The organism is Saccharopolyspora rosea (genome assembly GCF_025643595.1).
GTDB lineage: Bacteria > Actinomycetota > Actinomycetes > Mycobacteriales > Pseudonocardiaceae > Saccharopolyspora > Saccharopolyspora rosea.
In genome coordinates this window covers 2,794,774-2,809,824 of sequence record NZ_CP102826.1, presented here as the reverse complement: position 1 = coordinate 2,809,824, position 15,051 = coordinate 2,794,774, and the positions used below count along the sequence as shown (strand labels likewise).

Below are 15,051 nucleotides of genomic sequence, written 5' to 3'. Positions count from 1 at the left end.
GAGCGGCGGCGCCGTCCACTCCCTCCCACCGGTGGCGCGGCGCCGCCCCACCGCGACGCGCTCCACGGCCGGGGCGTGCCGTCACATCCCGGTGCGGAAGGTGAACCGGGCCTTGCCGATCCAGATCTCGTCGCCGTCGGAGAGCACCGCCGCCTCCTGGACCGGGATCCGGTTGACGTAGGTGCCGTTGAGCGAGCCGCCGTCGCGCAGCACGTAGCGGCCGCCCTCGTGGTGCAGCTCGGCGTGGTAGCGGGAGACCGTGGCGTCGTCGACGACGACATCGGACGCGCGGTCCCGGCCGATCGTGGTCCGGGGCGCGGTGACGGCGAACCCGGTACCCGCGTTCGGCCCCCGGCTGAGCACAAGCCGGGCCGGACCGGTCCGCTCGAAGCCGTCCCGCTGCGGCGGAACGATCCGCTCCGGAGCGGCTGCGGGCGATGTCAGCGCCGCGGACGGCCGTGCCGCCTCGCTCCGCGCAGCGGCCTGGGAGCGGTCCATCGTCGACCTCCCCGTGCTGGTCCGGTGCCGGGTCTCCTCCGGCGTTCATCGCCAGGATGCCCGAGTTCTCGAACGCGAGCTCCGGGTCTTTGGTCCCTGGTTCCCGTGACCCCGAACACCCAGAGCCCGTCTTCGGACTCGTTGTGCGCGGCGGTGCCGGCGGCGAGGCCGCTCACCGACGGGGAATGCGGCTGGCGCCGCTCACCACGCCCCGTCGCGACCAAGTTCGACGACAGGCACTCACCCCGCCACCCACTCGTCCAGCCCCACCGGCGCGACCTGGCACAGCCAGGCCACGTCGTCGCGCGCTTCGGCCTCGTCGTCGAAGCCGATGCAGGCGTGCTGCTCACCGTGCTCCCAGTAGGTCACCAACCACTTGGTGCTCAACCGTTCCAGCACGACCAGGTAGCACGGCCCTTCGTGCCAGTGGCCATGACCGGCGCTCCACCTGCCGACGACGCTCATGGCAACCCGCTCTTCCCGGTGGTGCGGTGGCGATCACTCCTGTTCCGCAGTCTTCGCCCGGACCAGGACGTCCGGCAGGGCCACTGGACCCGCCGAGGTGCCCATGCCCTCCCCGGAGGGAATCCGCTGCGGGTTCGTCGAGGTCACCGCAGCCGCGGGCGCTGTCTAGTCGTCTCCGGGACGCGCCGCCGGGTGGCCGAAGCGCATCAGCGCCTGCGGGACACCGGGCCGGTCCAGCCGGTCTGCCAGACCGGTGCGGACCTCCGACAGGTGCAGCGGCTGGGTGACCAGCGACGCCGCCAGCCCCCGGGTGGTGGCCTCCAGCCACGCCGCCTGGACCGCCTCCCCGGCGCGGACCTGCGACTCCGGCCCGTCGGTGCGGGTGGCCAGCACGAGCACGGCCTCGCGTTCGATGCGGGCCGCGAGCTGGAACTCGTCGGGCACCCGCACGCGCGCGGCACCCCCGGCGGACAGGCCGACCGCGCCGTCCACCCGCCAAGTGGTCCACATGGTCAGTTCGCGCTGGTAGTCGAGGTTGGCGTGGTAGGCGCGGGCCGCGTAGTCGAGCAGCCGGGCCACTCCCAGCGCCTCGGCGCCACCGCCGACCCACCACGCCCCGACCGCCGGGGACGCCGCGACGTCCCGCACCGCCTCCAGGTCCTCGGGCGGCACCGGTCGCGGTCCGAAGGCCCACTCGTGCACGCGGCGGTCGCCGATCGCGCGGAACCGATGGGCCTCCGAGTCCGAGGCGCGGGAACGGCGCGGCCCGGTGACGCTCGCGGTCACCGCGCCGTCGGCGGAGACCGCGATGTCCATGTCCGCGGCCCAGCCGAGCCCGCGCACCGCGGCCACGAGGTTGGTCAGCGCCGCGCCGCAGGCGATCTTGCGGTCCCGGCCCTCCGGGTCGTGGGGCGGCGGCGGCACGTCCCGGCGTTCCCGCAGGACCGCGGTGCGGTCGGCGAACTCCAGCTGCCACGGCCGCGTGGTGTGCACCGGCGGCGCCCGGTGGACGCACTCGGACAGCACCTCCGCCTCGTCGGCGGACCACCCGACGACCTGCTCCGCCCACGGCGTGTTCATGCCCAGCCCCCCTTTCCGGCCCTGGCTACCCGCCGTCAGCGGCGCGCACTCGCCTCAGCGCAGCGGAGCGGACCAGCGCACCCGGGTGCCGCCTCGCTCGGGGGTGTCGATCTCGCAGCTGCCGCCCAGCTCGGCGGCCCGGTCGGCGAGGTTGCGCAGGCCACTGCGGGCGGTGTCGGCGGACAGCCCGATCCCGTTGTCGGTGACCTCGATGACCAGCTCGCCGTCCGCGGCGACGCTGACCGACAGGTCGGTGGCGCGCGCGTGGCGCACCGCGTTGCTGACGGTTTCCCCGACCACCGCCTCGGCGTGGTCGGCCACCTTCGGCGGCAGCGCGTCGAGCGGACCGCTGGTGCGCACCGTGGTGCGCACCGGGGCGTCCCCGACCAGGTCGCCGATGATGTGCTGCACGCGGCTGCGGAGCCGCACCGGCGATCCGCGGCCGGTCTGCAGGTCGAAGATGCTGGCGCGCAACTCCTGGATCACCTCGTGCAGCCGGTCGATGTGCTCGGCCAACCGGTCGGCCACCAGCGGCGACTTCGCGCGGCGGTGGGTGCCCTGCATCGCCATGCCGATGGCGAACAGCCGCTGGATGACGTGGTCGTGCAGATCGCGGGCGATGCGGTCGCGGTCGGCGAGCACGTCCAGCTCGCGGCGGGTGTCCTGCGCCGCCGCCCACTGCAACGCCAGCGCCGCCTGGTCGGCGAACGTCGACACCACCTGCAGCTCGTGCTCGTCGAACTCGGCGGCGCCGGCGCGGCGCACGGCCAGCAGCACGCCCGAGGTCGTCTCGCCCGCCCGCATCGGCACCGCCAGCGCGGGGCCGAACGGCCGGGCGTCGGTGAGGTCGTACTCCAGGCGGGAGACGTTGCGCGGGGTGCGGTCGCGGAAGACCCGCCCCGCGGTCGAGCCGCGGACCGGGACTCCCCCGGCCAGGTCGCCGACGTCGACCCCGGCGGAGACGGCGATGGACAGCTCCCCGACCTCGTCGGGGTCCTCCACCTGGTCGGGCACCGCGATCACCGTGTAGTCGGCGCGGCTGAGCTCCAGGGCGCGTTCGGCGATCAGCCGCAGCGCATCGGTGGGATCGGTCCCGGCGAGCAGCGCCGTGGTGATCTCGCTGGTCGCGTCGAGCCAGCGCTCCCGGCGGTGCACCGCGTCGAACAGGCGCGCGTTGTCCACCGCGATGCCCGCCGCCCCCGCCAGCGCCTGCAACACCACCTCGTCGTCGGCGGTGAAACCGCCCCCACCGCGCTTCTCGGTCAGGTAGAGCCGCCCGTAGGTCGCCTGGCGGGCGCGGATCGGCACGCCCAGGAACGTGCGCATCGGCGGGTGGCCGGGCGGGAAACCGACCGAGGCCGGGTGCTCGGACAGGTCGTCCAGGCGCAGCGGCCCGTCGTCCTCGACGACCGCGCCGAGCACCCCCGCCCCGGTCGGCGGGTGACCGATGTGGGCGGGGACGTCCTCGTCGACGCCCTCGTGGACGAACCTGCTGAGGCCGCCGCCCTCACCGAGCACGCCGAGCGCGCCGTAGCGGGCGTCGACGAGCTCGATGGCCGCGTGCACGACCCGCCGCAGCGTCGCGTCCAGGTCGAGTTCGGAGGAGACCGCGAGCACGGCGTCCAGCAACCCGTTCATCCGGTCGCGGATGCCCACGATCTCCTCGATGCGCTCCTGGACCTGCGCGAGGAGTTCGTCGAGCCGCAGCCGGGACGACACCTCCGCCGTGGGCGGGTTCTGCCTGCTCACACGACCACTGTGGCACGCGCCGCCGGGGACGACCGGCCCTGTTGCGGGCTGCTCGCGCGCGGCCACGCTGGAAGGCGCACCGACATCGAGGAGGCCGGTGATGGACGGTATCCGCTCCGTGGGTTTCCTGACTCCCGAAGAGGTCGAGCAGGCGTTGCGAGCGGCCACCGCGGCGCCGTCGCTGTGCAACAGCCAGCCGTGGCGGTTCCGGTGCACGCCGACGGCGATCGAGCTGCACGCGGACGCGCGCCGCACGGTTCCGGTGGCCGATCCGGAGCACCGCGAACTCGCGCTGGGCTGCGGTGCGGCGCTGCTGAACCTGCGGCTGGCGATCCGCGCGGTCGGCGTCCACCCGGACGTCCGCCTGCTGCCCGAACACGGCCGACCGGACCTGCTGGCGACCGTGCGCCCCGCGGCGCGCCGACCGGTCACCCCGAGCGACCGGGAACTGGCCGAGGCGATCCACCGCCGCCACACCAACCGGCGCCCGTTCACCGCCGCCGAGGTGCCCGACCCGCTGCGCGCCCGGTTGCGGCAGGCGGCCGAGGCGGAACGCGCGTGGCTGGCGGTCCTCGACCGCACCCACTACGGCCGCCTGCAGGCCCTGGCGCGGGAGGCGCACCAGGCGCAGTTGGAGGACCCCGAGTTCGTGGCCGAGTGGCGCCACTGGACCGGCCGGGACGACCACGCGCTCGACGGGGTTCCGGCGCGCGCCAGCGGTCCGCGGCCCGAGCCGCAGGACGAGTGGGTGCTGCGCGACTACAGCGGCGGCACCGCGTCGCCCCGCGTACCCGGCAAGGACTTCGAACCCGAGCCGCTGATCTGCGTCCTCGGGTCGTTCCAGGACACGCCGCTGGCGCAGCTGCAGGCCGGGGTCGCGATGCAGCACGTGCTGCTGACGGCCACCGCGAGCGGCCTGGCGTCGTCGTTCCTGTCCCAGGTGATCGAGGTGCCCCGGACGCGCCGGGAACTGCGGTCGCTGATCGGCGGCGGGCTGTGGCCGCAGACGGTGCTGCGCATCGGCTACGGGTCGCCGGTGCCACCCACCCCGCGCCGCCCGCTGTCCGACGTCCTCACGCCGGACGCGAGCTGAGTGCCTGTCTTTGAACCTGCTTGCGGAAGGGTCGTGGCAAGCGGCGCCAGCCGCTTTCTCTTTCGGTGAGTACGCAAGCAACCGGCACCGCCGCGGGTTCTCAGCGGTCGTCTCGCGAGGACAGCCCCGACGCTGTGTATTGGACATACATGAGTCGGGGCTCCCGGAGCCGAGACGGCCGCTGAGTGCCTGTCTTTGAACCTGCTCCCGGAAGGGGCGTGGCAAGCGGCGCCAGCCGCTTTCTCTTTCGGTGAGCGGTCTCGCCGCTGGCACCGCCGCGGGTTCTCAGCGGTCGTCTCGCGAGGACAGCCCCGACGCCGTGTATTGGGCATACATCAGGAGGGGCTTCCGCAGTCGAGACGGCCGCTGAGTGCCTGTCTTTGATCTTGGGGGGACCCCGGGGGCGGGTATGAGAGAGGGCCTTTGCTAGTGATCGTGACAGCACATCAAGATCGACACAGCAAAGGCCCGATCCGCTTTGTACACCACCGCGCCGGCTGCCGGCTCGACGGCCCGTGCCCGCCGTTACCCCTCGGACACCACCGACGCCGAATGGGCAGTGATCGAGCCCCTGCTGCCCGCCCCGGCCTGCCGCACCTGCAGCGGAGGGCGTCCGGAAAAACACCCCCGCCGGGATGTCGTGGACGCGATCCGCTACTTCGTCGACAACGGCTGCAAGTGGCGGGCCCTGCCCGCCGACTTCCCGCCCTGGAAGACCGTCTACGGGTTCTTCACCCGCTGGAGCCGCGACAACATCGTCCTGGGCCTGCGCGACAGGCTGCGTGAGCAGGTCCGCGCCCGCACCGACCGCCACCGCACCCCCAGCGCCGGGATCATCGATTCCCAGTCGGTGCGGGCCGCCGAAACCGTCGGCCGCCACACCCGCGGTTTCGACGGCGGTAAAAAGATCAACGGCCGCAAACGCCACATCGCCACCGACACCCTCGGCCTGCTGCTGGGCGTGTCCGTGACCGCCGCCCACATCACCGACCGCCGCGGCGCCGAACTCCTCCTGCGCTACCTCCACACCCGCCACCCACGCCTGGAACTGGTCTTCGCCGACGGCAACTACAGCGGACGCCTGACCACCTGGACCCAGGCCGCCCTGGGCATCACCCTGCACATCGTCCGCAAAATCGCCGGACAAACCGGCTTCCACGTCCTGGCCCGCCGCTGGGTCGTCGAACGCACCCTGTCCTGGATCACCCAAGCCCGCCGCACCGTCCGCGACTACGAACGCCTCCCCGCCCACTCCGAAACCATCATCAACTGGGCCGCCATCACCCTCATGACCCGCCAACTCACCACCTAACCCAAGATCAAAGACAGGCACTGAGGTTCCGCTACCGGCACCGCTACGCAAAAGGAGTTCGAAGACAGGCTCTGAGCTTGGTTTTTAACCTTGTCGTCTGGGTTTGGTGCCCTTGTTGTGGTGGGTGGGGCGTTGGTAGGCCTCGCCGGTGGTGAGGATGCGTCCGACGTTATGGCGTGGGGCGCGGCGGTGGTTTGTTGAGCCGGGTGGTCGTCCCGGGCCGGGCCGGGTGGGTTTCGGTGCGCCCGCTGGCGAGGGGGTCTTCGTGCGCAGGTTCCGAAAACCCCGCCGGATGCGGGCGGGCGTGAGTCGCTCGGGTGGGGCTGGTTTCTCCCAGGGGCGCCGCAGGTCGGCGGTCAGTGGCCGGGCGAGGCGAAGCTGGGTGTGGGCGGTGATGATCAGCCAAGTCCAGCGGTCGGCGGCTTCGGGGTCCCGCAGTTTCGGGACGGTCCAGCCGAGGGTCTGTTTGAACAGGCGGAAGGTGTGTTCGATGTCGAAGCGGCGCAGGAATGCCTGCCAGCAGCGATCGATGTCGGCGGCGTCCAGGTCGATTGCGGAGCACCACAGCCACACCGGTTTGGCTTGGCCGCCACTGGGAAGGCGATCGACGGTGAGCCTGATGAGGGTGCCTTCGATGATCGGCAGTGGACCCTGGTGTCCGGTCCAGGCGGCGCGGCTGGTCAGGCGGGGATGGAGTCGGTTCCAGGCTTGTGCGGTGGCGGTGCCGTAGAGCCGGGTGGGGGTGCGGGTGATGACGTGTTCGTCGCCCCAGGAAGCCGGGTCACGGAAGATGAATTCGCCGCCGTGTCGGGCAGGCCGACCGCGCGCGCCGGGCATTCGGGCCGGAGCGGGCCTGCGCAGGACGCGGTCTGAACGCATCCGGCCGAGAATCTGCACCGGCAGCCCACCCAGCAGGTGGGCGACGCGCGGGGCGTCATACCCCGCATCCAGCACCACCAGAATCTCCGGATCGCCGGGCTGCCAGTGGCCGGCTGCGATGAGCCGCTCGACGACCTGGCGGATCTGCACCGTGGTCACCGCCGCGACATCGCAGCCCGGCTGCAGCCGGATGGCGTCCAGCAGCGCGGTCCACGACGTGCGGCCGGCCTCCAGCGCGGCGACGATCGAGTACGGCCAGCCGGGGATCATCAGATGCTGGTCTCTGCCGCGACCGTAGGTGTGACAGAACGAGCGGTCCGGGGAGGTATTGGCATCGGGCCGCACCCAGGGGGACACATCCACCGCCAGCACCAGCCGCCCGTCGGCCGCTCGGGGCAGCGGCAGACCCGCCAGTGTCGTCCGCAACCGCTCGATGTCGATCCGGCCGCAGTTCATCGCGTCATACAACGCGCCGTGCCCGCGCCGGTGCTCCGGCGCCAGCGACAACCCCACCAACGACCGCACCGGGCCATCGGTGCACAACACCGCCTCGGCCAGCTCGAACAACGCATCCGCCCGCGCGGTCAGACACGCATAGAACTCCTGGCGGAACCTGACCAACTCCCCGAGCGCAGCTTCGCGATCGGGATCATGCACACTGACCATCGCAGCCCTTGGGTTGATCTTCTGTCTGTGGCAAGAGGAATGATCAACCAAGGGCTGCTTTCATGATCAACCGGGCCCCTGCTACCAGCGGTAGAGGTTAAAAACCAAGCTGAGCGTTCAGCGGTGCTGTCCCGGGTACCACCAGCCGGGTGGCGGAGGCCGGTGGGGCTCGGCGCCGGGCAGCACCATCCGGACGCCGCGCCGTTCGGCCTCCCGGCCGACGTCGGCGGCCGAGACGATCCCCACCAGCCGTCCGTCGGCGATCACCGGCAGGGTCCCGCCGGTCTCGCCCAGCCGGGAGAGCACGGCGGCGAGCGGCTCGTCCGGTTCGGCGGCCACCTCCGCGAACGCCGCGCCGTCCCGGGGTGCGGACATCACGTCCCGCACGCGCACGTCGGCCAGGGCCTGGCCGAGCCGGGCCTGCCGCTCCTCCGCGGCGGCCACGCTGACCACGAACCAGCCGAGCAGGATCGACCAGAACCCCTCGGCGCCGCGGAACCACAGCTCGGCGACCCCGGCCGCGGCCAGCAGCACGCCGAACACCTCCCCGGCCCGGGCCGACCACACCGCGGCCCGGTAGCGGTCGCCACGCCACGCCCACAGCACCGACCGCAGCACCCGCCCGCCGTCCAGCGGCGCCGCGGGGATCAGGTTGAACACCGCCAGCACGATGTTGAGCAGCCCCAGGTACAGCGGCACGGCCACGACGAGTTCGTTCGCCTCCCACCGCACCAGCAGCCACGCGATCCCGGCGAACACCCCGCCGAGCACCACGCTCGCCGCCGGGCCCACCGCCGCGATGCGGAAGTCCGCGCCCGGTCCGCGCGCCTCGCCGCGCAGCCGGGCGACCCCGCCCAGCAGCCACAGCGTGATCCCGGAGACGACCACGCCGTTGCGCCGGGCCACCACGGCGTGCGCCACCTCGTGCCCGAGCAGGGACAGCAGCAGCAGGACGGCGCCGACTACACCGCCCGTCGCGTAGCCGACCGGGGAATGCCCGGGGAACGCGCGCGGCAGCTGGAACACCGCCAGTCCCACGGCCACGAGCGCGACGATGCCGACCGCGCTCCAGTGCAATCCGACGCGGACGCCGGCGATCCGCCCCAGCACGACGGTGTCGTTCATCGGCACTCCACCGGTGATGGCCCCTCGGTGCCGACCGTACGCCGATCGGTCAGCCGTCGTGCGCCGATTCGGCGACGCGCTCGTCGTCGAGGTCGAGGGTGAGGGTCCGGCCGGCCTCGAAGCTGATCCGGGTGCGGATGACCAGCGGCGGATAGCCCGGCACCAGGATCGTGTAGTCCCCGGCGGGCACGCGGGGCAGTTCGTAGTGCCCGTGCGCGTCGGAACGGGTGCTGGTGACCACCCCGCCCTGCGCGTCGAGCACCGTGACCGCGGCACCGCTGCGGGGCCGGTCGCCGTCGCGGACCACCCCGCGCACCAGACCGACGTCCGGGGCGGACCCGGCCACGGTGAAGTCCGCGTCGGTCTCCCGCCCGGCGCGCACCGCGACCCGCGTGGCGACGGGCTCGTGCCCGGTCGCGGTGGCCACGGCCAGGTACGAGCCGGGCGGGCAGTCCTCGACGCGGTAGCGGCCGGAGGCGTCGCTGTAGGCGGCGGCGACCTGCCGCTGCGTGGTGTCGGCGATCAGCACGACCCGGCCGTGCAGCGGTTCCCCGGTGGTGTCGGTGATCCGGCCGAGGACGACGGCCCCGTCGCCGCGCGGTTCGGGCTGCGCGGTCACCGGCAGCACGGCCAGGCTGCGCAGCAGGTCGCGCAGGTGGATCAGCGATCGGATGAACGGGTCGGTGGCCCGCTCCCCCGGCTCCGCGGGCGCCTGGTTGAACAGCGCGATGTCGGCCTGCGCCAGCTGCTCGACGACGGCCGGTTGCGAGCGCCCCACGCCGGTCTCGCTGATCCGGGTGGCCGCGGTGGCCAGCGCCCGGCAGGCCGGGGCGAGCCCGCCGAGGTGCTGCGCCGGGTGGTGGCGCAGCGCGATCGCGAGTTCCCGCGCGTGCCCGGTGGTGGCCCCGTACAGCGCCATGCGGTGCCGGGTGTCCGGCGAGCTGTTGCCCCACAGCATCGGGCGCATCAGCGGTTTGGCGACCACGGTCAGCTGCCGCATCCGGTCGTCGAGGGCGAGGGTCAGCGCGTCGAGGTCCGGCTCGCCGGACCCGGCGAGCCGGTCGGCGGCGGCGTCGAGCAGCTCGGCCAGCGCGGCGAGCAGGTTGTCCCGCGCGGTCCGCACGGTGTCCCTTGTGGACAGCGGTGTCACCGCGAAGGCGACGACGAAGCCGACCACCGCGCCGATCGCGGTCTCCTCCAACCGCAACAGCAGCAGGCCCGGGGAGAACTCGTGCAGCACGGTGTAGAGCTGGCCCATCACGATCGTGATGAAGAAGATCATGTAGGCGTAGGAAACGCGGAACAGGTAGAAGCCGCAGAAGATGCTGGCCACGATGATGGCCAGCGCGGCGGTGCCGTCTCCGGCGGTCAGCTCGGCCAGCCCGATCGAGGCGACCAGCCCGACCAGCGTGCCGACGACGCGGTTGAACCCCTTGATGAAGGTCTCGGCGCGCGTGGCGGTGCCGGTGAACATGACGAACGCGGCGATGACCGCCCAGTAGTAGCGCTCCGGCGACAGCTCGCGCCCGAACACGATCGCCAGTCCGCCGGCGACCGCGACCTGGAACGCCTGGCGCGTGGTCATGTCCAGGCGCGCCAACGGGTTCCACCGCCTGCCCCGCGCGGGAACCCCGGCCGCCACGGCGGGTGATCCGGGCAGGTTCCCCATCGCGAACCCGACCACGGGCTGGAACTCGTCGACCGGTTCGGCTTCCGCGTCGCGCCGCGCGGGCGAGTTCACCTCCCGCGCCAGCGTCACGAACTCCAGCGCCGCGGCGGCGAACTGCCGCGCGGGCAACCAGCCTTCCAGTCGTTCGTGCACGGGCGCCCGAGCGCTCTGCTCGGCGACGTTGGCGAGCTGGCGCGCGGCCTGCTCCGCGGCGGTGTCGTCGCGCCGCGCCAGCAGGTCGGCGACTTCTGCGGCCCGTCCGGCGAAGGAGGCGTCGCCGTCGGCCAGCGCTCCGGCGACCGCGGCCATCCGGTCGATCGCCTGCTGCGCGTCGATCAGCTTGCGCCGCAACGCGGGCGCGGACTCCTCGGGCGGCACCGCCCCGTCCTCGGCCGACCACGCCTCGACCATCAACGCGGCCTCGGCCAGCTGGGCCTGCCGGCTGCGCACCCGGTTGCCCAGCCGGCGCAGCTGCCGCGGTGCGCCCTCGGTCTCCTCCAGCAGGTCGGCGCAGGCCCGCGTCACCGCGCGGGCCCGGGCGCTGAACGCGCGCACGGTGCGGCGCAGCGTCTTGCGCGCGTTCGCCCGCAGGACAGTGATGTTCAGCAGCAGGATCCACGCCGCGGCCACCACGACCACCACGAGCAGCGGGGGCAGCACCGCCGGGGTGGCGTGCGTGAACGAGGCGAAGAAGTACCCCATCCACCCCATGAAGCCGTAGAAGAAGAAAGCGGGCCCGAACCGCCGGATCAGCACGGCCACGAACATCACGACCACGAACCCGACGAGCATCAGGTCCGGGTGAGCGCCCACGAGGCTCCCGACGAGCAGTCCGCACCCCATGGCGACCGGGAAGAACGCGGCGGTGCGCACCTTCGGCCACACCGCGGGGCCGGTCAGCGCCATCGACCCCATCATGGCCATCATGGCGCCGAGCATCATCATGATGATCGAGGTCTTGCCGTCGGCGTGCACCAACGTCGCGAGGCCGTACTCGACGCCGATGACGCTGGCCACCGCCGCGGCCCCGGAACCGCCCAGTCGCAACCGGGTCAACCCCGGATCCGATGCCACGACGCGATCCCACGATTCGGCCAGCCAGCCCGGCAAAACACCCTCCTGACGCAATCGGGACAAAATACCGGTACCATACCGGTAATTACTTGTATCGTACCGGCATCTGGAGGACGGCGGTGCCCGACAACCCCCTCGACGAGATCGAACTCGCCACGGCGGTCCTCACCCGCAACTTCGAACTCCTCCGCCGCCGCAGCGACGTCTACACCGACCTGGACCGCGCGGAGTACCTGCTGCTGCGCACCCTCGAAGACCTGGGACCGGTGGGCATCTCCGCGCTGGCGGCCGCCCTCGGCGTCGACGCGTCCACCGCGGGCCGCCAACTCACCGCCATGCAGGCGAAAGGTCTGGTGGAACGCACCCCGGCCCCCACCGACCGCCGCTGCACGATCATCTCCCCCACCGACGAGGGACGCCGCCGCATGACGGCGACGCGCACCCGTCGCCGGAAGAACACCGAGGCGCTGCTGGCGGACTGGACCGAGGAGGACATGCACGCCTTCGCCGACATGCTGACCCGCTACAACCGGGCGGTGACGGCGCAGTACATCGAACCGGGCGAAGCGAAACCCTGACCCGGCAGCCGAAATTCGGTTCCCACCGCACCCGCCTTCGGCGTTCAATGATCGACGGCAGATGTCACCGTCACGAGGGGGAAAGGTGTTCACGACCGTGCCGGGCAGCAGGGTCGACGTGCGGATGTGGGCGGATCCGTCCGAGGTGGAGCCGGCCGCGATGCGGCAGCTGCACGCGGTGGCGGACCTGCCGTGGGTGCACGGAGTCGCGGTGATGCCCGACGTCCACTACGGGAAGGGAGCCACGGTCGGCAGCGTGATCGCGATGCGCGACGCGGTCTCCCCCGCCGCGGTCGGCGTCGACATCGGCTGCGGCATGACGGCCGTGCGCACGTCGCTGCGCGCGAGCGAGCTGCCCGACGACCTCGGCGTGCTGCGGCGCCGGATCGAGAACGCCGTCCCGGTCGGCTTCGCCTCGCACGACGAGGCCGTCGACCCGACCAGGCTGGGCGTCGGCGCGGACTGGGACGAGTTCTGGAGCGGATTCTCCGCGCTGCACCGGGACGTGCAGTCGCGGCGGCACCGCGCCCTGACCCAGCTGGGCACGCTCGGCGGCGGCAACCACTTCATCGAGGTCTGCTTGGAACAGGGCGGCAGCGACCGGGTGTGGCTGATGCTGCACTCCGGTTCCCGCAACATCGGCAAGGAGCTCGCCGAACGCCACATCGACATCGCCCAGCGCCTGCCGCACAACGCCGACCTGCCCGACCGGGACCTGGCGGTGTTCCTGGCGCACACCCCGCAGATGCGCGCCTACCGGCACGACCTGTTCTGGGCCCAGGACTACGCCCGCCGCAACCGCGAGGTCATGATGGCGCTGGTCCAGCGCGCGGTGGCCAACACCGTGCCGGGCGCGAAGTTCGACGAACCGATCTCCTGCCACCACAACTACGTGGCCGAGGAGACCTACGACGGCGTCGACGTCCTGGTGACCCGCAAGGGCGCGATCCGCGCCGGCCGCGGCGAACTCGGCATCATCCCCGGCAGCATGGGCACCGGCTCCTACATCGTCCGCGGCCTCGGCAACCCGGCCGCGTTCACCTCGGCCTCCCACGGCGCGGGCCGCCGCATGTCCCGCACCCGAGCCCGCAAGACCTTCACCGAAGCCGACCTGGCCGCCCAGACCGCGGGCGTGGAGTGCCGCAAGGACGCGGGCGTGGTCGACGAAATCCCCAGCGCCTACAAGGACATCAACGCGGTCATCGAAGCCCAGCACGACCTCGTCGAGGTCGTCGCCCACCTCAAACAGGTGATCTGCGTGAAGGGCTAGCCGCTCACCGGTCGTCGTCCAGCAGCTGTTCCAGCCACTTGGTGTGCACCGGTCCGGCCAGCAGGTCCGGGTTCGAGGTCAGGCGTCGGTGCAGCGGCACCGTGTTCGCCACGCCCTCGATGCGGAACTCCGAGAGCGCCTGGCGGGCGCGGGAGTACGCCTGGTCGCGGTCGGCGCCCCAGCAGACCAGCTTGGCGATCAGGGAGTCGTAGAACGGGCTGATGCGGTCGCCGCGCACCAGGCCGGTGTCGACGCGGACCCCGGGGCCGCCGGGCAGTTCGAAGACGCCGACCTCGCCCGGGCTCGGGGCGAAGGCGTTGTCCGGGTCCTCGGCGTTGATGCGCAGTTCCAGCGCGGCGCCGCGCAGCGCGATGTCGGACTGGCGCACCGACAGCGGCTCGCCGGCCGCGACGCGGAGTTGTTCGGCGACGATGTCCACGCCGGTGATGGCCTCGGTGATCGGATGCTCCACCTGGACGCGGGTGTTCATCTCGATGAAGTAGAAGTTCTCGTCCGGATCGACGAGGAACTCGACGGTGCCCGCGCTGCGGTAACCGACCCGCTCGGCCATCCGGACCGCCGCGGCGCAGACGGCTTCCCGGGTGGCCGGGCTGAGCCCGGGAGCCGGGGCCTCCTCCAGCAGCTTCTGGCGGCGGCGCTGCACCGAGCAGTCGCGTTCGTACAGGTGGACCGCGTTGCCCCGGTCGTCGGCGAGGATCTGCACCTCGACGTGCCGGGCGTGGGGCACCGCGCGTTCCAGGTAGGTGGTGCCGTCACCGAACGCGGCACGGGCCTCGGCCTGGGCTGCGGGCAGCACAGCGGCGAGTTCGTCGGCGTCGCGGACCGGGCGGATGCCCCGGCCTCCGCCGCCCGCGGACGCCTTGACCAGCACGGGGTACCCGACGTCGGCCGCGGCGCGCTGCGCCTCGGCGATGCTGGTCACCGGCCCGCTGCCGGGCACCACCGGGACGCCTGCGTCCACGGCGGTGCGGCGGGCCGTCGCCTTGTCGCCCATGAGGTCGATCGCCGATGCGGTCGGTCCCACGAACACCAGCCCCGCCGTGGTGACGGAGCGGGCGAAGTGCGCGCTCTCCGACAGGAAGCCGTAACCGGGGTGCACCGCGTCGCACTCGGACACCTTGGCGGCGTCCAGGATCGCGTCACTGTCCAGATAGGACTTCGCTGCCGGGGAACGCCCGACGTGGCGGGCGTCGTCGGCCAGGCGCACCCAACGGGCGTGCTCGTCGGCGTCGGAGTACACCGCCACCGCCTCGGCGCCCGCCGCGTGGCAGGCGCGGATGATGCGGACCGCGATCTCACCGCGGTTGGCCACCAGTACCCGGTTCAGTCCCGTCACGCCTCGTCCACCTCGAACATGTCCTGGCCCGCTTCCACCTCGTCGCCGTCGGAGAGCAGGATGCGGCTGATCCGGAAGGCGCGGTCGGCCTTGACCTCGTTGAACGTCTTCATCACCTCGATCACCGCCAGCGTCTGACCGGGCTGCACCACACTGCCCTCCTCCACGTACGGGTCCTGGTCGGGCGACGGACGCCGGTAGAACACCCCGGGCAGCTGGGCGGACATCTTCGTCAT

General features: G+C 72.5%; 13 protein-coding genes. 4 read left to right on the top strand and 9 right to left on the bottom strand.

The window, feature by feature from the left end:
* Nucleotides 1-81: 81 nt before the first annotated feature.
* The 4 genes from NV263_RS13030 to NV263_RS13015 form a co-directional block, all read right to left on the bottom strand.
* Complete coding sequence (locus NV263_RS13030) at nt 82-498, bottom strand: FHA domain-containing protein (RefSeq protein WP_263253336.1); 417 nt, start codon at nt 496-498, stop codon at nt 82-84.
* Nucleotides 499-738: 240 nt separating this feature from the next.
* On the bottom strand, nt 739-963 hold the full coding sequence (locus NV263_RS13025) for a hypothetical protein (RefSeq protein WP_263253335.1): 225 nt from the start codon (nt 961-963) through the stop codon (nt 739-741).
* A 165-nt stretch (nt 964-1,128) separates the two neighbouring features.
* Nucleotides 1,129-2,043: a nitroreductase family protein gene (locus NV263_RS13020; protein ID WP_263253334.1), complete on the bottom strand. Its 915-nt coding sequence runs from the start codon at nt 2,041-2,043 to the stop codon at nt 1,129-1,131.
* A gap of 54 nt (nt 2,044-2,097) precedes the next feature.
* Complete coding sequence (locus tag NV263_RS13015) at nt 2,098-3,792, bottom strand: GAF domain-containing sensor histidine kinase (protein WP_263253332.1); 1,695 nt, start codon at nt 3,790-3,792, stop codon at nt 2,098-2,100.
* A 100-nt stretch (nt 3,793-3,892) separates the two neighbouring features.
* Between NV263_RS13015 and NV263_RS13010 the strand changes: the two genes are divergently transcribed.
* Entirely contained in the window at nt 3,893-4,885 is a 993-nt protein-coding gene (locus tag NV263_RS13010) for an Acg family FMN-binding oxidoreductase (protein WP_263253331.1), read from the top strand.
* Between the two features lie 478 nt (nt 4,886-5,363).
* Nucleotides 5,364-6,197: an IS5 family transposase gene (locus NV263_RS13005; protein WP_263247972.1), complete on the top strand. Its 834-nt coding sequence runs from the start codon at nt 5,364-5,366 to the stop codon at nt 6,195-6,197.
* A gap of 84 nt (nt 6,198-6,281) precedes the next feature.
* Here NV263_RS13005 and NV263_RS13000 read toward each other — a convergent pair whose 3' ends face one another.
* From NV263_RS13000 to NV263_RS12990, 3 genes are all read right to left on the bottom strand, one after another.
* On the bottom strand, nt 6,282-7,733 hold the full coding sequence (locus tag NV263_RS13000) for an NF041680 family putative transposase (protein ID WP_263248408.1): 1,452 nt from the start codon (nt 7,731-7,733) through the stop codon (nt 6,282-6,284).
* A 126-nt stretch (nt 7,734-7,859) separates the two neighbouring features.
* Nucleotides 7,860-8,867, bottom strand: a complete 1,008-nt coding sequence (locus NV263_RS12995) for a site-2 protease family protein (RefSeq protein ID WP_263253330.1) — start codon at nt 8,865-8,867, stop codon at nt 7,860-7,862.
* A gap of 49 nt (nt 8,868-8,916) precedes the next feature.
* Nucleotides 8,917-11,610, bottom strand: a complete 2,694-nt coding sequence (locus tag NV263_RS12990; protein ID WP_263253328.1) for a carboxypeptidase regulatory-like domain-containing protein — start codon at nt 11,608-11,610, stop codon at nt 8,917-8,919.
* A gap of 119 nt (nt 11,611-11,729) precedes the next feature.
* Here NV263_RS12990 and NV263_RS12985 point away from each other — a divergent pair, with 119 nt between their 5' ends.
* Complete coding sequence (locus NV263_RS12985) at nt 11,730-12,188, top strand: MarR family winged helix-turn-helix transcriptional regulator (protein ID WP_263253327.1); 459 nt, start codon at nt 11,730-11,732, stop codon at nt 12,186-12,188.
* 85 nt (nt 12,189-12,273) lie between these two features.
* Nucleotides 12,274-13,458, top strand: a complete 1,185-nt coding sequence (locus tag NV263_RS12980) for an RtcB family protein (RefSeq protein ID WP_263253326.1) — start codon at nt 12,274-12,276, stop codon at nt 13,456-13,458.
* Between the two features lie 4 nt (nt 13,459-13,462).
* On the opposite strand, the gene NV263_RS12975 is transcribed toward NV263_RS12980, so the two are convergent.
* Both NV263_RS12975 and NV263_RS12970 read right to left on the bottom strand, forming a co-directional pair.
* The gene (locus NV263_RS12975) at nt 13,463-14,815 is read right to left on the bottom strand and encodes an acetyl-CoA carboxylase biotin carboxylase subunit (RefSeq protein ID WP_263253324.1); all 1,353 of its coding nucleotides are present in this window, start codon (nt 14,813-14,815) and stop codon (nt 13,463-13,465) included.
* Nucleotides 14,812-15,051, bottom strand: coding sequence for an acetyl-CoA carboxylase (locus tag NV263_RS12970; protein ID WP_317630421.1), 240 nt, complete (start codon nt 15,049-15,051; stop codon nt 14,812-14,814). Before NV263_RS12970 ends, NV263_RS12975 begins: the two co-directional genes overlap by 4 nt.